The sequence below is a fragment of the Massilia sp. H6 genome, assembly GCF_024802625.1.
Taxonomy (GTDB): Bacteria; Pseudomonadota; Gammaproteobacteria; order Burkholderiales; family Burkholderiaceae_D; genus Telluria.
In genome coordinates this window covers 2,525,104-2,545,289 of sequence record NZ_CP103371.1, presented here as the reverse complement: position 1 = coordinate 2,545,289, position 20,186 = coordinate 2,525,104, and the positions used below count along the sequence as shown (strand labels likewise).

The following is a 20,186-nucleotide window of genomic DNA, read 5'->3' as shown; positions in this document are numbered from 1 at the left end:
CGCCGTCCTGGGGGAACGGCGCTCGCGCTTCATTTCGCGGCCAGGCCCTGGCGCAGCAGGTCGGCGACCAGCTGGTTCATGTCGCCGTCGCCTTCCCTGGCCAGTTGTTGCAGCCGGCCTGCCAGCTCGCTGTCGAGCTTGACGGCAAAGGGCACCAGTCCCAGCGCACGTTCGCGCTCGCGCTGGGCGCGGCGGTCGGGCGCCGCCGCGGAGGCGGCGCCGAAGTTGCCGCCCTTCGGACCCATCTGGCCCATCAGTTTTTTGGCATCGCTTTTTGCCAGGTCAGTCTTTTTCATTGCATGTCCTTGAAGTGTGGAGACCGGATTCTACCCGCGAAACCCGGATCCCCGTGTGGTCGTCCGAGCCCGTGTCCTGCCGTTGCCAACCTGCTGTCGCCTCGCTGTCGCCCCGCTGTCGCCCCGCTGTCGCCCCGCTGTCGTAGCCGGAGCGGTCGCGTCCGCCCATACTGATTGTTCCGCAAAAGGAGATTGCACCATGTCGATACAGAAAATGCGCCTGCAACGGGGCTGGTCGCAACAGCAATTGGCCGATGCCAGCGGCTTGAGTGCCCGTACGGTGCAGCGGCTCGAGTCCGGGCAGGCCGGCAGTATCGAATCGATGAAGTCGATTGCCGCGGTGTTTGAAGTTGATTTTTCAACCCTTATCACGGAGCCAGCCATGACCAACCAGTCCCCCAGCACCCCCAGCACCCCCGGCATCGAGGAACGCATCGCTTTCAGGCAAGCGCGCCGGGTGCGCGACTATTACCTGCATGTAGTGATCTACCTGGTGGCAAATGTGCTGTGTATCGCGATCAACCTGCTGAGCAGCCCGGAGCGGCTCTGGTTCGTCGGTCTTGCCTTGTTCTGGGGTATCGGCCTGTTGGCGCACAGCCTGAGGGTGTTCGTCTTCGACCGCTATTTCGGCGGTCGATGGGAGCGGGCGTATGTCGAGAAAATCCTGAATCGGCCATTGTAATCGAGTAGGGCCGGGGTGGGCCGCGGCGCCGGCCACCCCTGGCTACCCCGCTGCCGAAGACCATGGCGTCGGCAATCATGCCCTGCGGCACCAAGAAACAAGGGGCCGCCTGCGCGCCCGCCAGCAGCGCTCCGCCGGCCGGCAAGCTGCACAGTCCGGCCTGCCGCCACAGTGGCAATGCCTGCTTCCATTGCCCCATGCTCAATTGTATCGAGGAGCGCGCGACGCTCGCGCGCCAGCGGGCTCGGCTTGATCCATGCGGACCAATGGGGTTGCCTCCAAAACATTTCTGGTCCATTATAAGCGGGTGGCGCCTGCCAGACGGTGGGGCGCCCGACCAGCAGCGAGGCGGTTCAGTCCGTTTCTTTTCTTCCCCCAGAGCCGCTCCGGGGGATTTTTTCGGTGCCGCGGCCCTGCTTGCCGTGGCCGGCGCAACACTGCGCCCGCCTGCGCGACCCACCGGAGGATCCATGATTACCATTCTTGACGGCCGTGCCCCCGGGATCGCCACCCGTTCCCCAGCCCGCCGGGATCCCGGCAAGGGCAAGGTAGCGGCCATCGCCGCCCTGGTCTTGCTGGGCGCCTGGCACGCGGCGCCGCTGCAGGCAGCCGCGCGCAAACCGGCCACCCTGGCCACGCCGGCCGTGGCCGACTTCCAGCGCCTCAGTGGCACGCGTGGCGCGCGCGCCGCCAACTGCACGGCGCCGCCCGCCACCGCCTTCTCCGGACTGGGCGCCGCGTCGCTGCGGCGCTGCGCCTGGAGCGGGCACGTCGAAATGCTCTACTGGGACAGGCTGCCGGACAGCGCGCCGAACCTCCCCCTTGCTTGCCTGCCGCCGGCCGCCGCCGCCTGGCACCAGCTCGGCGCCGGAACCGGACTCGGCGCCGCGATCCCGGCGTGGTACGCCGGCTGGACCGGGCAAGCGCTGCTCGGCCAGGGCGCGGGTGCCGGCAAGGGTTGGCAGCACGCAGGTGCGCTCTGGCGCCGCGCCGACGGCCAATGGTCGGCGGTGCTGTGGCGCTGGCGCCCATCGGCGCGGCCCGACACCCGTGCATGGCAGGCCCGGCAATGGAGCAGGGTGAGGGCGGCGGTGCAAGCCATCGGCAGCGCCAGCCCGGCGCAGCCGGCAGCTTCGCCCTTGCTGGCGGCCTGGCTCGACGCCACCCGCGGCCAGCCGCGCGTGCTGGCCGGCGACGCCGGGCGCTGGAGCGATGCCCAAGTCTGCCTGGATATCCGCACCGCCGGCATCGGCCAGGCCCAGGTGCACCTTCCGTATTCGCGCGACGATGCGCGCCTGGAACAGCGCAGCGCGATGCAGGTGCAGCTGGCGCGCCGCTTCCCGGAGGCGCAATGGCTGCGTCCGTTTTCGCTGATCGAGCCCGGCACGCCCGGCGCACGCACCGGCGCCAAGTTCTTTGCGGTCTGGAAAAAAGACGCGACCCTCAACGGGCAGGTCTGGATCACGCTGCGCGACGACGATGGCGGTGGCATCGTGCGGGCGCGCCTGTCGACGGCGGTCCCGGCCGACAGGCCGCCAGAGGGCGCGCTGGCCGATCCGCGTGCGGACGAGCTGGTGCGGGCGCGGGCGCTGTTGCTCGAGCGCGAGCTCAAGGCGCTGGCCCATGCCTGGGAGCTGCGCCATGAATGACGAATTTTCCACGTCCCTGTGGCTATTGTCGCCGCTGGCCGTACTCGGCGGCGGGCTGATGCTGGCACTGGTCATCGGCTTGACCTTGCAGCGCTTCCAGGTGCCGAAGCTGTATGGCGCGGTCGTTGCCGGCTTACTGATGGGATCTACCGGAGGCGGCCTGATCGACCGCGCGCTGCTGACCCAGTTCCAGGAATTGCTCAATGCCGCCGCGGCGCTGGTGTTGTTCGAGGTGGGGCGCAAGATGGACCTGGCCTGGCTGCTGCGCAGCGGCCGCCAGGGCGGCAGCCTGCTGCTGGCGACCTTCGCGCGCTATATCGCGGTCACGCTCACCCTGGGGCTGATCGGCCTGCCTTGGGGCTCGGCCATCTTCATCGGCTCGATCCTGATCGCGGTCAACCCGGTGATCCTCAACTCGATGGTGGCCGACGAAAACGCCAGCGGCACCAGTACCTTTGCCACTGCCAACATGGTCGGGCTGAGCAGCCTGGTGGCCTTGCTGATGCTGGCCGTGACCATGGCCTGGACGCGCAGCCATGGCCAGGACCCGACCGGAGACTTTGGCGGCGAGCTGTTGCGCCAGGGCGGTAAATTGGTGCTGGGAGCTGCGATCGCGGTGTTCTCGTATGGACTGTACGCACTGGCGAGCCGGCTGTGCAAGGTGCCCGCCACCATGCGCCCTGGCATGCTGCTCGCTGCACTCTTGATCGACCTGGGCCTGTGCTCGATCTCGGCCTCGAGCGCGCTGCTGTCGCTGCTGCTGATGGGGGTCTTCTTGCGCAATGCCGAGAAGCGCGACAACGTCTTCCAGGCCCAGCTGCAGACAGCCCAGGATATTGGGTACGTGCTGCTGTTCCTGATGTCGGCTGCGCTGGTCGACCTTGGCCAGCTAACCAGCGGCTGGACCCTGCTGGCGGCGCTGGCAGTGTTTGCGGTGCGTATCGTGGCCACGCGCATCGCGCTGTGGCCGGCCACCGCCTGGGACGGCCGCAAGAAGCATGCAATGGCACTATCGATGTGCTCGCTGGTGAGCTATGGCGGGCTGGTGGTCGACAATACGCTCAATGCCTATACCGGGCTCGATCCGGCCTCCACCGAGCTGATGGGGGCATTGCTGGCGCTGAACGTGCTGCTCGCGCCCGGCCTGACCTGGCTCGGGCTGCGCCTGGCGGGCGAAACCTATCGCCAGGGCCGCGACGGCCTGTCGAAGAACAAGCTATGAGGTGCACACATGAGTGAATTGCCAAAGCAGCAGGAGAAGAAGGGCGCCGCCGCGGGGCTCGACGATGCGCAGGCGCGCGCGGTCGCGGGGCAGGGGCCGGCGCACTTGCCTGACTTTACCCCTTCCACCCTGGGCACCATGGGCATCGAGCTCGAACTGATGGTGCTTGACCGCCTGACCTTCGACCTGTTCCCGGCCGCGCCCGATATCCTGCGCGTGCTCGACCAGCACGACAAGCCCTGGGTGCACACGCCCGAGATCACCACCTCGATGCTGGAAGTGGCGACCTCGATCCTGCAGTCCTTTGGCGAAGCCGCCGAGCAGCTCGAACACATTCGCAGTACCGTGCAGCGCGCCGCGTTCGAGGTCGGGGCCGCGATTTCCGGCGGCGGCGCGCATCCGTTCCAGCGCTGGAACCAGCAGCGCATCTATCCCAAGGAGCGTTATTTCGAGTCCGAGCGCAAATATGGCTACCTGGCCAAGCTGTTTACGGTATTCGGCATGCATGTGCACATCGGCGCCGGCACTGCCGACGAAGCGGTGCGCCTGTGCGCCTGGCTGACCCAGCGCGCGCCACTGTTCGTGGCCTTGTCGGCCAATTCGCCTTGCTGGCAGGGCGAGGTATCGGGCTTTTGCAGTTCACGCAGTAACGTGGTCGGCGCTTTTCCGATGAGCGGAATCCAGCCGCACGATCTGCGCAGCTGGCAAGACTTCCGCGACTATTTCAACCGGCTGGCGGGCTTTGGCATCGTCAACAGCATCAAGGACTTCTATTGGGACGTGCGGCCCAAGCCCGAATACGGCACCATCGAACTGCGCGTGCTCGACACCCCGCTCAAGCCGGTGTATGCGGCGGCGCTGGCCTGCTACGCGCGCGAGCTGTGCCTGGAGTTTGCGGCGCAGCCAGGCAAGTGGCCGTCCAACGGCAGTCGCGAGCTCTATACGTGGAACCGCTTCAATGCGGCGCACGACGGTGTCGAAGGCAACTGGATCGATCCGGAAACGGCGCTGTCGATGCCGATCGCGCAGGTCATCCGCACCGACCTGGCACGCCTGGCGCAGCGCTCGACCGACCCCGGTTTCGCCCAGGCCTGCAAGGTGATCGAAGACTTGCTGCAAGAGGGCGGGCAGGCCGGCTGGCTGCGGCGCCACCTGACGGCTGGCGGTGGCATGAACGACCTGGCGCGTATCGCAAGCGAGCTGTTCGAGGATGCGGGCCAGCCGGTCTGAGTCCGCCCCGTCCCGGGCCCGTTAATATTGTTCGGTAGACATGACTGCGCGGCGCCGGTAGACTCGGCGCTATGGCAGTTGCGCCACCATTAGCAGATGCGCCACCATTACCGCCGTCTTATTCGCTCAAGGCCAGACCCATGCCCGCCAGTGCCCGCCAGGCGACGATCCTGAAAAACCTGATAGCCGTGGTGGCCGGCTTTGGCATCGGCAGCCTGGTCAACATGGGGCTGATCGGCCTGGGCGCGAGAGTGATCGCGCCGCCGGCCGGCAGCGACCTGGCCACCATGGAAGGCTTGCAGGCCTCGATGCACCTGTTCGGCCCCGAGCACTTCGTGTTTCCCTTGCTGGCGCATGCCCTCGGCACGCTGGTGGGCGCCCTGGTGGCGGCCCGCATCGCGGCCAGCCGGCCGCTTTACTGCGCACTGGTGGTCGGCCTGCTGTTCATGGCAGGCGGCCTGGCCAGTGTGGTGATGCTGCCGGGGCCGCTGTGGTTCGAAACGCTCGACCTGCTGCTGGCCTACCTGCCGATGGCCTGGCTTGGCTGGCGCCTCGCCCCCCGGACGCGGCGCGCCGGCTGATCAGAGCTGGGCCAGCGGCATCTTGGCGCCGTCGGGATCGGCGCCAAGCAAGTCGACCAGGTGTTGCAGGTCCTGTTCCATGCGCGCCAGCGTGGCCGGGTCGAGGCTGGCCAGTGCATCGGGCAAGACGCCGGCGAACGGCAGTGGCGCACTGCGCAGGATCTCCAGCCCGGCCGGCAGCGCCCGCAGTGCCACGTTGCGGCGGTCGGCCCCTTCACGCGACGTGGACACGAAGCCCCGCTCGACCAGTGAACGTACCAGGTTGCTGGCGGTCGACTGATGGATGTCGAGCTCGCGCGCCAGCCCGGTGGCGCCGATGCCCGGCCGGCGATCAATGACCGATAGCGCCCACAACTGGGCGCCGCCCAGTCCGGCCTCGCGTTCGACCTGGCGGAAATGCGTCTTCACTGCATTGAAGACGACGCGGAATTGGCGCAGCACCCGCATGGAAGCGGTGCTGTCAGGAGAGTCGGGCGTAATGTCGGTCATGTGCACATGATAAACCATCCGCGCTTGCGGCATCGGGCCCGGTGTGGCCGTCGGCGCCCACGCTGGCGCGCCCGCGGTCGCCTTGCAATCGCCCCATGGTTTCGACCCTGGTCGGCTATACTCGCTGCCTAAGCAATATTCATTACCCGCACGGGCAGCAAGGATTGACATAGTGGACCAGTACGAGAAGACCGAGATCAGGCAGGAACCGCGTGCGACGCCGCGCCAATCTTTCGAGCGCCAGGGGCGGCGCCTGCTGGCGGGCATGGGCCAGCGTCTGCGCGGCGCAGTGTCGATGGCGCGCGAGGGCTTGCGCGATCGCCCGCGCAGCCAGCAGGTGCTGCTGGTCGGACTGTGGTCGATGGCTGGCATCCTGAGCGCCTTCCTGCTCTACCTGATTATCCTGATTCCGCTCACCCCGGGCATTGACGACCTGCACCAGGCCCGGACCGCGCGCCCGAGCGTGATCCTGTCCGCCGACGGCAAGGAACTGGGCAGCTTCGAGAAAGGCCTGCAGGAGCGGATCAAGCTGTCGCAGGTGTCGCCGCACGTGGTCAAGGCATTGATCTCGACCGAAGACCACCGCTTCTATGATCACCACGGGGTTGATTTCAGGCGCATCGCCGGCGCCCTGGTGGCCACCCTCAAGGGCGATTCGCAGGGTGGCTCGACCATTACCCAGCAGCTTGCGCGCAATATGTTCCCTGAAGAAATTGGCCGCGCGCGTAGCATCAACCGCAAGATGAAAGAGCTGATCACGGCGATCAAGCTCGAAAATACCTACAGCAAGACGGAAATCCTCGAAGCCTATCTCAATACCGTCCCTTTCCTGTACAACGCCTACGGCATCGAGATGGCCGCGCGCACCTATTTTGGCAAGCCAGCGCTGCGCCTGGACGTGCTGGAGTCGGCGACCCTGGTGGGCATGCTCAAGGGAACGCATTACTACAACCCGGTCGCCAATCCCGAGCGCTCGAAAACCCGCCGCAATGTGGTGCTGTCGCAGATGGCGCGCCACGGCGCCTTCGGTGCCGAGCGCTACCGGGCACTGGCCAAGCGGCCGCTGCGGGTGCGTTTCGCGCGCCTGAGCGACCGTAGCGGCAAAGACAGCCATTTTGTCGCGCACGTGCGCAAGTGGCTGCAAGACTGGGCCGACGAGAACGACTACGACCTCCAGCTCGACGCGCTGGTAGTGCACACCACGCTCGATCAGGGCCTGCAGGAAGCGGCGCAGCGCGCCGTGGAGCGCCAGTCTAATTCGCTGCAGGCAGTGGCCGACGTCGAGTGGGCGTTGGCCGACATGCCGCGCTCTACCTCGAGCGGCCTGTACGCCTCGATGCGCAGCGAGGTCAGCCCGTTCTCGTATTACTGGCGGACCCACCAGCGCCAGCTCGACGCCTTCGTGCGCGAATCCGGCGACTACCGCAACGCGGTGGACGAAGGCGAAGCACCGGCCGCAGCCCTCAAACGCCTGAAAGCCGACCGTGGCTTCATGGCCAGCCTCAAGAGCGCCAAGACGCGCCTCGAAGCCGGCTTCGTCGCGATGGACCCGCATACCGGCGCGGTACGCGCCTGGATCGGTAGCCGCAATTTCGAGCGCGACCAGTTCGACCACGTGGTGCAGGCCGCGCGCCAACCGGGGTCCACCTTCAAGCCGATCGTGTATGCAGCCGCGCTGGAGCGCGGTATTGCGCCCGACCAGACCTATCGCGACGCGGTGCAGGATATCCGGGTTGGACCGGGCAAGCCCTGGCGCCCGACCGACATGGGCGGCAGTAGTGGCGCCATGATGAGCATGCGCGACGGCCTGGTGTACTCCAAGAACACCATCACGGCCCAGGTGATGCAGGAAGTCGGCCTGGCCCCGATCGCCAGCCTGGCCCAGGGCATGGGCATCCGCCAGAGCAAACTCGAGCAGGTGCCCTCGCTGGCGCTGGGCACCAGCCCGGTCACGCTGCTGGAAATGGTCAGTACCTACAGCACCATCGCGGCGCAGGGCGAATACCGTAAACCAGTGTTCGTACGTCGCATCACCGACCGCGAAGGCACGGTGATTGCCGACTTCTTGCCGGAAGCGCCCCAGCGCGCGCTGTCGCAGGCGTCGGCGCTGAACCTGATCGACATGCTGCGCGGGGTGGTCAACCGCGGCACCGGCGGCGGTGTGCGCTACCGCTTCGGCCTGAACGGCGACGTCGCCGGCAAGACCGGCACGACCCAGAACAATACCGACGGCTGGTTCATCCTGATGCACCCGAACCTGGTGGCGGGCGCCTGGGTCGGCTTCAACGATAACCGCGTCGCGATGCGCAGCAGTTACTGGGGGCAGGGCGGCCACAACGCCTTGCTGCTGGTCGGCGACTTCATGCGCGCGGCGATCGATTCCGGCAAGGTCGACCCGAATGCACTGCTGCCGGGCACGCCCGCGCCGGTAGTGCGCCCTTTCAGGCCGGCTGAAGAAGATGTCGATGAATTGCCGGGCGACCTGCAGTTCGAAGAAGTGGAAGATCCGGCCGAAGAGCCGATGCCAGAGCCGGAAGCCGAGATCGAGTTCAGCAGTCCAGAACGCAATCCGGAGCGCGACCCGGAGCGCGAACCGATGGCGCCACCGCCCTTGCTGGAAGTGATGCCGCCGCCGTCTGGCGACGGCGAAGTGTTCTGAGCCCGCTCCGCGGCGTCTAGCGCTGGGCGCCCGCGCGCAACAGCGGAAACGGATTGAGCGCCCCGCCAGCGCCATACACGCCGTAATGCAGATGCGGCGGCGTGCCTGCCGCATTGCCGGTATTGCCCACATACCCCAGCACCCGGCCCTGCTCGACCCGCATCCCGGGCGCCACGTCCGCGTAGCCGTCGAGGTGGGCATAGTAATGACGCTGGCCGCCCGGCCCCATCATCCACACCACCTTGCCGCCAAGACGGCTCTCTCCGGTGCGCAGCACGATGCCTTCGGTGGCGGCGCGCACGGCGGTGCCGCGGCGCGCAAAGATATCGATGCCCTCGTGGCGGCGGCCGTTGCCGCGCGCGGCATGCCAGGTATCGCGCAAGCGCCCGGGCGCGACGCCCTCTACCGGCACGGCCAGTACTGTCGGAGCCGGCATCGCGCTCAGACGCATTGCATAGAGTGCGTGTCGCAGCCAGGGTCCGGCCAGGCCCCAGGCGGCGATCAGGAGCACGGCAAGCAGCAGACTGCGCAGAAAAATTCGCATGTGATGGGCTTTGGTTTGGCGCGCGCTGCGCGCGCTGCCGGTCCGGTATGCCGGCGTCGTCGATGCAGAGCGCCGGAGCAAGTCTCGAGAGTGCCATCGATGCCTGGACTGTTCCGTTCGCGAGCTCACCGTGGCGGCGCATTCGTGTCTGGCGTATCCAGAGTATCCGGCGCCGGGCGCTTTTGGCCGTGCCGCAGCCAGCGTTTTGAGGTAGGCTTGCCGTACCCGCAGCCAGCCGGGCCGCATAAAACGAAAAGGAGATTCCATGTCCGCACCCTATGACACTACCCAGCCCGAGCGCAGCGCCATCGAAGCCATCGCCGGGACCACCGTCCTCGACTTCGGCACCAACTGGTGCGGTTATTGCCGCGCCGCCGAGCCGCTGATCGACGAGGCCATGGCCGGCGCCGGGGGCGCGCGCCACCTCAAGGTCGAGGACGGCCCTGGCCGTACGCTGGGCCGCGCGTTTCGCATCAAGCTGTGGCCGACCGTGGTGGTGCTCAAGGATGGCCAGGAAGTCGCGCGCGTGGTGCGCCCGGTGTCCGCCGACGAAGTACGCATGGCACTGGCCCAGGCCGGTGCCGCATGAGCGCGGCGGTAGAGGCTACGGCCATCCCCGCTCCTGCCAACAAGCCGCGCACGGTCTTGTTCGCCAGCCTGATCGGCACCACCATCGAGTTCTACGATTTCTATATCTACGCCACTGCCGCGGTGCTGGTGTTTCCGCGGCTGTTTTTCCCGGCCGCCGATCCGGCTGCCGCCACCTTGCAATCGCTGGCGACGTTTGCCATCGCCTTCTTCGCGCGCCCGGTCGGCTCGGCGCTGTTCGGCCATTTTGGCGACCGCGTCGGCCGCAAGGCTACCCTGGTCGCGGCGCTGCTCACCATGGGCATCTCGACCGTCCTGATCGGCCTGCTGCCAACCTATGCATCGATCGGTACCGCCGCGCCGCTGCTGCTTGCCTTGTGTCGTTTCGGCCAGGGCCTGGGCCTGGGTGGCGAGTGGGGCGGGGCGGTGCTGCTGGCCACCGAAAATGCGCCACCCGGCAAGCGCGCCTGGTATGGCATGTTTCCCCAGTTGGGTGCGCCGATCGGCTTCTTCCTGTCGGGCGCCACCTTCCTGGTGCTGGGCCAGACCATGAGCGACGCTGATTTCTTCAGTTACGGCTGGCGCATTCCCTTCCTGGCCAGTGCGCTGCTGGTGATCGTCGGACTATACGTCCGCCTGAAGATCACCGAGACCCCCGATTTCCAGAAGGTGATCGCGCGCGGCGAGCGGGTCAAGGTGCCGGTACTGGCGGTCTTGCGCGAGCACCGCCGGGCACTGGTGCTCGGAACCATTGTCGCGGTCTCGACCTTTGTGGTGTTCTACCTGATGACGGTATTCGCCCTGAGCTGGGGCACCACCCGGCTCGGCTTCTCGCGCCAGGAATTCCTGACCCTGCAGCTGGTGTCGGTGGTGTTCTTCGGACTGACCATCCCGCCGTCGGCGCTGCTGGCCGACCGCTATGGCCGGCGCGCCGCCATGATCGTGGTCAGTGCGGCAATCGCCCTGTTCGGATTGCTGTTCGGTCCGCTGTTCGGCGCCGGCACCGCGTTCTCGGTCGGGCTTTTCATGGTCGCCGGCATGTGCCTGGTCGGATTTACCTATGGACCCTTGGGCACCTTGCTGGCCGGGATGTTCCCTCCAGAAGTGCGGTACACCGGCGCCTCGCTTACCTTCAACCTGGCCGGCATCCTGGGCGCGTCGCTGGCGCCGTATGCCGCGACCTGGCTGGCGACCAACTACGGCCTGCCATGGGTGGGTTACTACCTGAGCGCCGCCGCACTCCTGAGCCTGGGCGCGCTGCTGCTGATGGGCAAGGCCGGCAATGAAGGCGAGGCGCCGCAGAAGCTGGCTTGACGTAAATACTGCTTGCCAATGTGCATATGTCTGGACCAGAATAGCCGGCTGTTACTGACATTCGGGGGATCGCGTGCAGCAGGCAAACAACAGTCAGGCAGGGGCCGCCCAGCTCGCAGCGCTCGAACGCGACGCACTGCAGGCCGGCGCGCGTGGCGAGCTCCAGCGCGCCAATCGTGTGTGGGAAAGTATCCTGGCGCTGGCACCCGGCCATCCACGCGCGCTGCGCTCGCTGTCGCACGCCGCCTTTGAAGCCGGCGACCGGGTAGGCGCGCGGGCCCTGCTCGAACGGTTGGTGGCGGCCGACGGCCGCGAGGTCCAGCAATGGCTGAACCTGGCCGTGGTTTGCCTGGCGCTGGAGGACGATGCGGGCGAAGAAGCCGCGATCCGCGGCGCCTTGACGGTCGATCCCTACGACCTGGTGGCGCTGGTGCTGCGCAGCCGCTTGTACATCCGCCAGGGCAAGCGCCAGGCCGCGGCCGCGGCCTGCGCCGCGGTGGCGGCGGTGGCCCCGCCCATGCACATGCTGGCGCCCGACCTGAAGCCGGCGGTGCGCGAGGCGCTGGCCTGGCACGATGCCTACAACCGCGAGTTTGGCGGCTACCTCGATGCCTTCCTGCAGCCGCATCTCAACGAGGTCGCGGGTGAAAACCTGCAGCGTTTCCGCGATTCGCTCGACGTCATGCTGGGCCGTAAGCGGCGCTATGATTCGCAGCCGGCGATGTTCCATTACCAGGGGCTGGCGCCGGTGAGTTTTTTCGCGCGCGGCGATTTTTCCTGGCTCGACGCCTTCGAGGCTGCCACCGGCGAGATTCGCGACGAATTCCTCGCGGTACAGGCATCAAGGCAGGGCTTCTCGCCCTATATCGATTACGGCGACGACCTGCCACTGGCCCAATGGGCTGAACTGAACCGTTCGCCAAGCTGGAGTGCCTTGCGCCTGATCGATAACGGCGAAGCCGTCGCCGCCAATGCGCAGCGCTGCCCGCGCACCATGGCATTGCTGGCGACGGCGCCCCAGCCCAAGCAGCCGGGACGCACGCCGAGCGCGATGTTCTCGGTGCTCAAGCCACGCACCAGGATCCCGCCGCATACCGGCGTGAGCAACGTCCGGCTGGTCACCCACCTGCCGCTGATCGTGCCGCCAGATTGCGGATTCCGGGTTGGCAACGACACCCGGCAATGGGAAGAAGGCAAGGCTTGGGTATTCGACGACACCATCGAACATGAGGCCTGGAACGATAGCGACCAGCTGCGCGTGGTGCTGATCTTCGACATCTGGCATCCGCAGCTGTCGCAGGCCGAGCGCGCATTGATCACCGCCATGAGCGCCGGCATCAACGCCTTTACCCAAACGGCGGGCGGCTTCCAGCTCTGAGCCTGATGTTCTAGAACGAATAGACCATCGTCAGCGAGGTCTGGGTATCGGTGTTCTTCTTGCCAGTGGGGACGCTGGTATCGTTGCGGGCGCTGAAGCCGGCCTTCATCTGCATGGTCGAATTGATCTTGGTGCTCAGCGAGGTCTCGGCCACCGAATGGGTATTCGACGTGCCTTTCTCGACGCTGATCGTCTGCGCGAAATAGGCTGACGGGCTGACGCGCCAGCGGAACTGCGCCGCGCCACGCACCGTCAGGCCGCTTTCCTCTTCTCCGGAAGCGCGCTCGCCGGCGAAATAGCCCGGGCCGATCTCGACGTCGAGCGACTTGTCGCCGGTATTGAACCAGTTCGAACCATGCCCGATCGCGACCGACGAGTAACGGGTATAGGCGCCGAACCGGTCGTTGACGTGCGAGCCGAGGATAAATGCACGCCGGCCTGCGCCGAGCAGCTTGAGCGAAGCCTTGGCCGAGGCGGCGAAGCGCTCGGCCGACTTGCTCTTTTCGATATTGCCGTCGTCGTCCTCGTACTCGTCTTCTTTGAAGAAGCCGCTGACGACGAATTCATGGCTCCAGTTCTCGGTTTCGTGGCGGGCGTCGATCTTGCCCGTGATCGAGGTGCCGCTGGTGTTGCCCGAGGTGGTGATGGCACCGAGTTCGGCCGAGGTAAACCAGCCGCCTTCGGGAATCTCTGGCGGCGCCACGCTCAGCGGGGCGTGGACGTCGCCGACCAGGGGAAGGTCGGGTGCGGCATGCGCCGCGCCGTGGATGGCGCTCACGGCCAGCGCCAGGATCTGGATGAATTTCATTAGCGTCGGTGTGCCAGCGGTGGCTCGTGCAAAATGCCGGCTATTGTAGCGCAAAGGCAGCGTAAAAGATGCTTTGCGACACATTATCCGGCCTGGCGCCGGCATCGACACGTACTATTACGTGCCGACGTAGACGATCTTGAAGGTGAACAGGGCGGCGATTACCCACACCACTGGCGCGACCTGGCGTGCCCGCCCGGTCAGCAGCTTGAGCACCGCATAGGTGATGAAGCCAAAGGCAATGCCTTCGGCGATCGAGAACGTGAAGGGCATCGCCAGCGCCGTGACCGCAGCCGGAATGCTCTCGGTGGAGTCGCTCCAGTCGACGTCGCCCAGGTCTCCCAGCATCAGGCAAGCCACGAACAGCAGCGCCGGAGCGGTGGCGTAGGCCGGGACTACCGCCGCCAGCGGCGCGATGAACAGGCAGGCCAGGAACAGCAGCGCCACGGTGACGGCGGTCAGGCCGGTGCGCCCACCAGCCTGGACCCCGGATGCGCTTTCCAGGTAGGCAGTGGTGCTCGAGGTGCCCAGTATGCTGCCGGCCACGATGGCGCCACTGTCGGCCAGCAGCGCCTTGTTCAGGCGATCGAGCTTGCCTTCGACCAGCAGGCCGGCACGGCGCGCCACACCCATCAGGGTGCCGGTGGCGTCGAACAGTTCCACCAAAAAGAACACCAGCACCACATTCAGGATGCCGGCCGAAAGCGCTCCCGGGATGTCGAGCTTGAACAGGGTCGGCTCGATCGAGGGCGGCGCCGAGAAGATGCCGTTGTAGGTATTGCCGCCGAAGTAGAACGACAGTACCGTCACCAGCACGATGCCGATCAGGATCGCGCCCTTCACCCGCAGGCGGTCCAGGGCGACGATCGCGAAGAAGCCGATGACGGCCATGATCGCTTCGGGCTTGTGCAGGTCGCCGGCTTTGACCAGCGTAGCCGGGCTGGCGATCACGATGCCGGCATTCTTGAGGGCGATCAGGGCCAGGAACATGCCCAGGCCAACCGTGATGGCGACGCGCATCGAGCGCGGGATACCATTGACGATCATGCCGCGCAGGCCCAGCACCGAGACCAGGATGAACAGGCAGCCGGAAATGAACACCGCGCCCAGCGCGGCCGGCCAGGCAATCCCCATGCCCAGCACCACGGCATAGGCAAAGTAGGCGTTCAGGCCCATCCCCGGCGCCATCGCGATCGGATAGTTCGCGTACAGTCCCATTACTGCGGTGCCGAGCGCGGCCACCAGGCAGGTCGCCACGAATACCGACTCTTTCGGCATGCCGGCGTCGCCCAGGATCGAGGGGTTGACGAAGATGATGTAGACCATCGTCAGGAAGGTGGTCAACCCGGCCAGCAGTTCGGTGCGCACGTCGGTGCCGCTTTGGGTTAAATGGAAGAATTTGTCGAGCATTGCGGTGGCTCCAGGCTTGTTTTGCCCGAAGCATACCACCCCACTGTCGCGTCGCGCATGCAGCCCGCCGCCGGATGGCCGATTACGCTCCCCTGGCGATGCCGATGCGCTAACATGACGGCTCTATTACCACCGACTCGTCGCCATGCCAAAGAACAAGCGTCCGCTGCCCCGTACTTCCAACAATACCCGCGAGCCCGACAGCAGTGCCGAGGCCAACGGGCTGGCCGAACTGGCGCTTGCCATCGTCGAGCAAGAAGACGCGGCCGGGTTCGAATCCGGCCCGGATCGCGACGGCGAGCTGCTGGCGACGGTGCGCAAGTTACTGCGCAAGAAACGCGACGAGGTGCTGTACGAAGCGATCGAACAGGCCCGCTTCACCGATCCCGAAGCCTGCCGCCTGCTGCGCGGGCGCATCGAAGAAGAAGCCGCGACCCTGCGCCTGCGCCGCGACGATGGGCGCGAATATGAGATCGACGCGTTCCTGATTCCGCTGTTCGTGCGCAGCACCGGCGCTCTGGTAGCGCAAGAGACGTTCCAGGACGCTGCCGCCTTCGAGGAACTGTCGGCCAGCTTTCATACGGCCGCTCTGGAGGGCAAGGACGCCAGGCTGGTGCTGATCCAGCACGCCTACGATCTGGCCGAGATCGACCACATCGCATTTTCTACCCTGCACGAAATGCTGCGCGAGGCGGCCGCATCGCTGCTGGAAAAGAAGCTGCAGCCGGCACCGACCATCGAGGCCAGCATACGCGGCTGGACCGGCGAGCGCTTCGCCCCCGACGAGTCGGCCATGGAGCTGCGCTTCCTGCTCGGCTTCTCGCTCAAGCGCGTGGGCGACCCCTTCTACACGGTCCCGCGCGACGAAGCCGAGGCCGACGCCTGGTACGCCGCGCGCGCCGAGCGCTATCGTGCCTGGACCGCGCAGGCCGCGAGCGCGGTTCGGCGCTGCCTGGCCGCCGATCCGGAACGCCTGCATGTCGATTTCCTGTACCAGGACCTGTTCTACGGCGCCAAGGAGCAGGGCCTGGCCGAACTGACCACCCTTGGCACGCTGTCGGAAGTGGCGCGCAAGCTGGCGGCCAAAGAACTCGACCCGGGCCAGGTGCATGCGGCGCTGGCGCCACTCGACGCGGGCGAACATATCGTGCTGCGCGTGAACCTGTATGCGCTCGATGGCGGCACCCCGTGGGCCAGCGTGGAGGTTCCGGTGGATCTGGCGGCGGACCTGGGCGCGGAAGTCGATCATTGGTGCGATGCGCTGCTGTCGTTCGGGCTCGAAGGCGTGTCGGTCGCGACCGGCTTTAGCCCCGATGGCCACGCCGAAGGCGCCGAACCCTACCAACCTGGCTGATGCCATCGCAAGCCGGTCGCTACGGGTTTTGACACCTGTTGTCCTACTTCGGGCGGGGCCGTGCTCTGTCGCATGTGCCCGCCCATGCCTGCGTGCCGGCGCAGAATGAAACCAGCGCCCGAAAACGATGATTTTGGCCGAACGCCAGCGCCAGGAAGGGTAAAAAATTGACAACTTTTCGTAGTTGAACTTCCTGTAACTGCGTAGGACCAGGCTTACACTATATTGGGGAGCGGGCGAGTCTTACCTATGAGAAGGTAAGTTCTTGACAGCCGAAACATTTCGTCGAGCTAATGTTGCAGCGCGCAAATGAGGAGCGCGCAAAAATATTAGAAAATTTGCATGATACGATCTCGGTGTACGGTCGGCTCCATGCACGGCCGGAGACTGGCATCGAGAACAATCTGCCAGGCATTTCCAAACAACTATAGCGCCAGCCAGGCGAAAGGACTACCACATGCCGACCTTGATCGTGTTTTGCCACCTCCGTTGGGACTTTGTCTTCCAGCGTCCCCAACACCTGATGACCCGTCTGGCTGAACACTACAATATCGTGTTTGTCGAGGAACCGGTGTATAGCGAAGGCCAGGCCTGGCTCAAGCAAACGGTGGCAGCGCCGAACATCACCGTCTGCCAGCCGCATACCCCGATCCACGCGCCAGGCTTCCACGACGATCAGTTGCCAACGCTCCAGAACCTGCTGGCCGACCTCGTGCCCGAGGGCGAACAGCCGGTCGTGTGGTTCTATACACCGATGGCACTGCCTTTGCTGCAAGGCTTGAGCCCGTCCAAGATCGTCTATGACTGCATGGATGAACTGGCGATGTTCAAGAACTCCCCGAAACAATTGCTGCAGCGCGAGAGCGCCTTGCTGAATATGGCCGACGTGGTATTTACCGGCGGCCCGAGCCTGTACCAATCCAAGCGCGACCGCCATGCAAACGCGCACTGCTTCTCGAGCAGCGTCGATGCCAGGCATTTCCGCCAGGCCCAGGACCGCGACATCTCGCATCCGGACCAGGCCCACATCCCTGGCCCACGCCTCGGCTTCTATGGCGTCATCGACGAGCGCTTCGACGTCGACCTGGTCTCTGCCATGGCCGATGCCCATCCGGAATGGCAGATCGTGCTGGTTGGCCCGGTCGTGAAGATCGACCCGGCGACGCTGCCCAAGCAGCCGAACGTTCATTACATGGGCCAGCGCACCTATGACGAGCTGCCGCAGTTCCTGGCCGGCTGGGACATCTGCCTGCTGCCGTTCGCGATGAATGATTCGACCAAGTTCATCAGCCCGACCAAGGTGCTCGAGTACATGGCGGCCGAACTGCCATCGGTATCGACCCCGATCACCGACGTGGTGGTGCCTTACGGCGACGTGGTAGCCATCGCCGACACCGCGCAGCAGTTCATTGCCGCCTGTGAGCGCCAGCTCGCCATGTCCGATGGCGAGCGCCAGATCATGGCCAGCCGCATGCGCGACGTGGTGGCCGGGACCTCCTGGGACCGTACCGCGGCCAGCATGCACGACTTGATCACCAGCGCAGTGCCGGGCAACGGCGCCCAGCGCCTGGGTGCAGGCAAGACTGAAGTCGCGACCCCTGATCTGGCAGCAGCCAAGGTCAGCGCACTACCGGTAGCCAAGTCCGCGTAAAGCGGACCATCAGGTAAGCGGCCAGCGGGCCCTGCAGGGCCGCTGACTGGCGACGGCGCGGCGGTTTGTCCCTGGGGGCAGACCGCCGTTTTTACGCTGGGGGCCGGCCTTCGGACCCGATTGCTTCAGTGCCTGGTAGGCTTTGCACCCATGGCGGCGAGCGGCGCCGACGGCGGCGGCCAGCCGCCGGCCGGGTCGCCGGTGTCGGCCACCCGCACCACCGACAATGGATGCGCGAACTGAATTTCTTCTTGCTGGAAAGCGCGGTACACCTGCAGCAAGATCGCGTGCTGGGCATCCATGTGCAGCAGGTAGTCGGGGTTCTTGAAGTGGTAGACCACCTCGAAGTCGAGCGACCAGTCGCCATAGCGAAAGAAGTGGGCCCGCTCGAAATCGACGTCGGTGCGCGCCGCGATGATGTCGCGCACGATGCCGGGGATTGCCGTCAGCCGGGCCTCGCCGGTGCCATAGGCAACCCGCAGCACGAAGGCGACCCGGCGCGCCAGCATGCGCTTGTGGTTATGGATCCGGCTGCGCAGCAGTTCGCCGTTAGAAAATACGATCTGTTCTCCACCCAGGCCGCGCAGCCGCGTAGTCTTGAGTCCGATGTATTCGACCGCGCCGAGCGCGTCGCCGACGATGATGAAGTCACCCACCTCGAATGGCTTGTCGAGCATGATCGAGAGCGAGGCGAACAGGTCGCCGAGGATGCTCTGGGTGGCCAGGGCCACCGCGATGCCGCCCACCCCGAGACTGGCCACCAGGGTAGTGATATTGAAGCCGAAATTATCCAGCATCATCAGGAAGCCGACCATCCATACCACCAGCCGCAGCATGAAGAACACGATGGTGCTGGACGCCTTGCGATTGCCGTCGCCCGGGGTATTGAGCAACTGGCTGCGCCAGCCGCGCAGGCCGGTGTCGCCCCACAGGGCCAGTTGCAGTATCAGCGCAGCGATGGCCAGGCGCGACACCACCAGCGTCCAGCTTTCGGGTATGAGCAAGAAGATGCTGCCAAGGTAGATTCCGATCGCCAGCAGGCCTGCCAGGTAGGTCTTGCGCAGCATCAGGACGATCAGGTCGTCGACCCGCGTTGGCGTGTGCCCCGGCCGCTCGGCCAGGCGGCGCAAGGCGATGCTGCGCGCAAAGGCCATCGTGGCGGTCGCGCCGATGCAGGCGCCCAGGGCCAGCATCCAGTTTTCCAATTCGTTATTGCTTACCAAAAATTCCATCCATGACTCCGTTATCCAGGCAAAGGCAACTGCCAGTGTGCGGGTGGGAGCGCACACGGCGCGCACAGTTAATAATGTTGCAAGTACTCATTTTGGCCTCCGGCGTTCCCCATGCGCAGGCTGCGCCACCCTTGACCGAATGCCGCTAACATGAGGCGCTGTACATGGTTGACTGCGGCGTGCCCGCCGCAGACCCGCCGCAGACCCGCATCGGAGGAAGAACAATGAATAGCTTACCGCCTGCCACCGGTTACGAAGTGGCCGACATCATGCGCGGCATCTATGGCGATGGCATCATCGCCTGCCGCGGGGCCTTCGAGCGCAGCCTGATCGAAGAGCTGGGCGCCGACATCGACGTGCTGTTCCGCGAAGCGCAGGCGCGTCCCGGCGGGGCCCTCAACCGCGGCCCCAACCGGTTCTATGTCGAAGTGCATCCGGAACGGTTGCGCGGCTTCATCGCATTTGCCAGCCACCCGTGGGTGGTGGCCGTGTGCAGCGCGGTGCTGGGGCCGGATTACCGGCTGGTCGAAGTCGGGTTCGATGTTCCCGGCCCGGGCGCGATGCACCAGCCCTGGCACCGCGATTTCGCCTCGCCACCGGAAACCGTCAGCGGCCGGCGCCTGAGTTCGCTCGCGTTCAACCTCACCACGGTCGACGTCACCGACGACATGGGGCCGTTCGAGATCGCACCGGGTACCCAATGGGATTTGTTCGGCGGCGATCCGATGTTTCCCGACGCTTCGCTGTGGCCACGCTATGACGCGCGTGCCGAGCGCAAGCTGCCGAAGATGGGCGACATCTCGGCCCGGTCGGCCTTGACCATTCACCGCGGCACGGCCAACCGCTCGAACCGGTCGCGCCCGGTGCTGGTGCTGGGCGCGGATGCGCCGGATGCAAGCAATGCGATCCGGCACGACCTGCAGATGTCGCAGGCCTACTACGACGGTCTGCCGCCGGCGGTGCGCGAGCACCTGAGCTGCCGGGTGGTCGAACGGCTGGAACCGATCGAGCAGGCCCATACCATCGAAGGCCTGAAGATGGGCGTGACGATGTCTTGAAAAAATAGGGCGCGGCTGGCGCCGCGCCGGGATTGCCGCAA

The 20,186-nt window shown here is 65.9% G+C and carries 18 protein-coding genes; 12 read left to right on the top strand and 6 right to left on the bottom strand.

Annotated features, from left to right (window positions below; translation table 11 throughout):
• Positions 1-29 precede the first annotated feature (29 nt).
• The gene (locus NRS07_RS11355; protein ID WP_259206922.1) at positions 30-296 is read right to left on the bottom strand and encodes a hypothetical protein; all 267 of its coding nucleotides are present in this window, start codon (positions 294-296) and stop codon (positions 30-32) included.
• A 199-nt stretch (positions 297-495) separates the two neighbouring features.
• On the opposite strand from NRS07_RS11355, the gene NRS07_RS11350 reads away from it, so the two are divergent.
• The 5 genes from NRS07_RS11350 (at position 496) to NRS07_RS11330 (ending at position 5,660) form a co-directional block, all read left to right on the top strand.
• Complete coding sequence (locus NRS07_RS11350; protein WP_259206920.1) at positions 496-978, top strand: helix-turn-helix domain-containing protein; 483 nt, start codon at positions 496-498, stop codon at positions 976-978.
• 470 nt (positions 979-1,448) lie between these two features.
• Positions 1,449-2,627 (top strand): hypothetical protein, encoded by a 1,179-nt coding sequence (locus tag NRS07_RS11345; protein WP_259206918.1) that lies wholly within the window; start codon positions 1,449-1,451, stop codon positions 2,625-2,627.
• Positions 2,620-3,849 carry a cation:proton antiporter gene (locus tag NRS07_RS11340; RefSeq protein WP_259206916.1) on the top strand — a complete coding sequence of 410 codons (1,230 nt, stop codon included), beginning with the start codon at positions 2,620-2,622 and terminating at the stop codon, positions 3,847-3,849. The genes NRS07_RS11345 and NRS07_RS11340 overlap by 8 nt, the downstream gene beginning before the upstream one ends.
• A 9-nt stretch (positions 3,850-3,858) precedes the next feature.
• Positions 3,859-5,079: a YbdK family carboxylate-amine ligase gene (locus NRS07_RS11335; RefSeq protein ID WP_259206914.1), complete on the top strand. Its 1,221-nt coding sequence runs from the start codon at positions 3,859-3,861 to the stop codon at positions 5,077-5,079.
• A 140-nt stretch (positions 5,080-5,219) separates the two neighbouring features.
• Entirely contained in the window at positions 5,220-5,660 is a 441-nt protein-coding gene (locus tag NRS07_RS11330) for a hypothetical protein (RefSeq protein ID WP_259206912.1), read from the top strand.
• On the opposite strand, the gene NRS07_RS11325 is transcribed toward NRS07_RS11330, so the two are convergent.
• Positions 5,661-6,149, bottom strand: a complete 489-nt coding sequence (locus NRS07_RS11325; RefSeq protein ID WP_259206909.1) for a MarR family winged helix-turn-helix transcriptional regulator — start codon at positions 6,147-6,149, stop codon at positions 5,661-5,663.
• A gap of 172 nt (positions 6,150-6,321) precedes the next feature.
• Here NRS07_RS11325 and NRS07_RS11320 point away from each other — a divergent pair, with 172 nt between their 5' ends.
• Positions 6,322-8,808, top strand: coding sequence for a penicillin-binding protein 1A (locus tag NRS07_RS11320; RefSeq protein ID WP_259206907.1), 2,487 nt, complete (start codon positions 6,322-6,324; stop codon positions 8,806-8,808).
• Positions 8,809-8,824: 16 nt separating this feature from the next.
• Here the strand turns inward: NRS07_RS11320 and NRS07_RS11315 are convergent, their stop codons facing one another.
• On the bottom strand, positions 8,825-9,352 hold the full coding sequence (locus tag NRS07_RS11315; protein WP_259206905.1) for a M23 family metallopeptidase: 528 nt from the start codon (positions 9,350-9,352) through the stop codon (positions 8,825-8,827).
• Between the two features lie 265 nt (positions 9,353-9,617).
• Between NRS07_RS11315 and NRS07_RS11310 the strand changes: the two genes are divergently transcribed.
• From NRS07_RS11310 to NRS07_RS11300, 3 genes are all read left to right on the top strand, one after another.
• Complete coding sequence (locus tag NRS07_RS11310; RefSeq protein ID WP_259206904.1) at positions 9,618-9,941, top strand: thioredoxin family protein; 324 nt, start codon at positions 9,618-9,620, stop codon at positions 9,939-9,941.
• Positions 9,938-11,254: an MFS transporter gene (locus NRS07_RS11305; protein ID WP_259206902.1), complete on the top strand. Its 1,317-nt coding sequence runs from the start codon at positions 9,938-9,940 to the stop codon at positions 11,252-11,254. The genes NRS07_RS11310 and NRS07_RS11305 overlap by 4 nt, the downstream gene beginning before the upstream one ends.
• A gap of 73 nt (positions 11,255-11,327) precedes the next feature.
• Entirely contained in the window at positions 11,328-12,632 is a 1,305-nt protein-coding gene (locus NRS07_RS11300) for an aspartyl/asparaginyl beta-hydroxylase domain-containing protein (protein WP_259206901.1), read from the top strand.
• A gap of 10 nt (positions 12,633-12,642) precedes the next feature.
• On the opposite strand, the gene NRS07_RS11295 is transcribed toward NRS07_RS11300, so the two are convergent.
• On the bottom strand, positions 12,643-13,440 hold the full coding sequence (locus tag NRS07_RS11295) for a YdiY family protein (RefSeq protein ID WP_259206900.1): 798 nt from the start codon (positions 13,438-13,440) through the stop codon (positions 12,643-12,645).
• Between the two features lie 117 nt (positions 13,441-13,557).
• Entirely contained in the window at positions 13,558-14,850 is a 1,293-nt protein-coding gene (locus tag NRS07_RS11290; RefSeq protein WP_259206898.1) for an NCS2 family permease, read from the bottom strand.
• 145 nt (positions 14,851-14,995) lie between these two features.
• On the opposite strand from NRS07_RS11290, the gene NRS07_RS11285 reads away from it, so the two are divergent.
• Together NRS07_RS11285 and NRS07_RS11280 are read left to right on the top strand one after the other, a co-directional pair.
• A complete protein-coding gene (locus NRS07_RS11285) occupies positions 14,996-16,204 on the top strand; it encodes a hypothetical protein (protein ID WP_259206897.1) in 1,209 nt (402 codons plus the stop codon).
• Between the two features lie 457 nt (positions 16,205-16,661).
• Positions 16,662-17,855, top strand: a complete 1,194-nt coding sequence (locus tag NRS07_RS11280; RefSeq protein WP_259206896.1) for a glycosyltransferase family 1 protein — start codon at positions 16,662-16,664, stop codon at positions 17,853-17,855.
• A gap of 125 nt (positions 17,856-17,980) precedes the next feature.
• On the opposite strand, the gene NRS07_RS11275 is transcribed toward NRS07_RS11280, so the two are convergent.
• On the bottom strand, positions 17,981-19,087 hold the full coding sequence (locus NRS07_RS11275) for a mechanosensitive ion channel family protein (RefSeq protein WP_259206895.1): 1,107 nt from the start codon (positions 19,085-19,087) through the stop codon (positions 17,981-17,983).
• A 224-nt stretch (positions 19,088-19,311) separates the two neighbouring features.
• Here NRS07_RS11275 and NRS07_RS11270 point away from each other — a divergent pair, with 224 nt between their 5' ends.
• Entirely contained in the window at positions 19,312-20,145 is an 834-nt protein-coding gene (locus NRS07_RS11270; RefSeq protein WP_259206889.1) for a phytanoyl-CoA dioxygenase family protein, read from the top strand.
• Positions 20,146-20,186 lie beyond the last annotated feature (41 nt).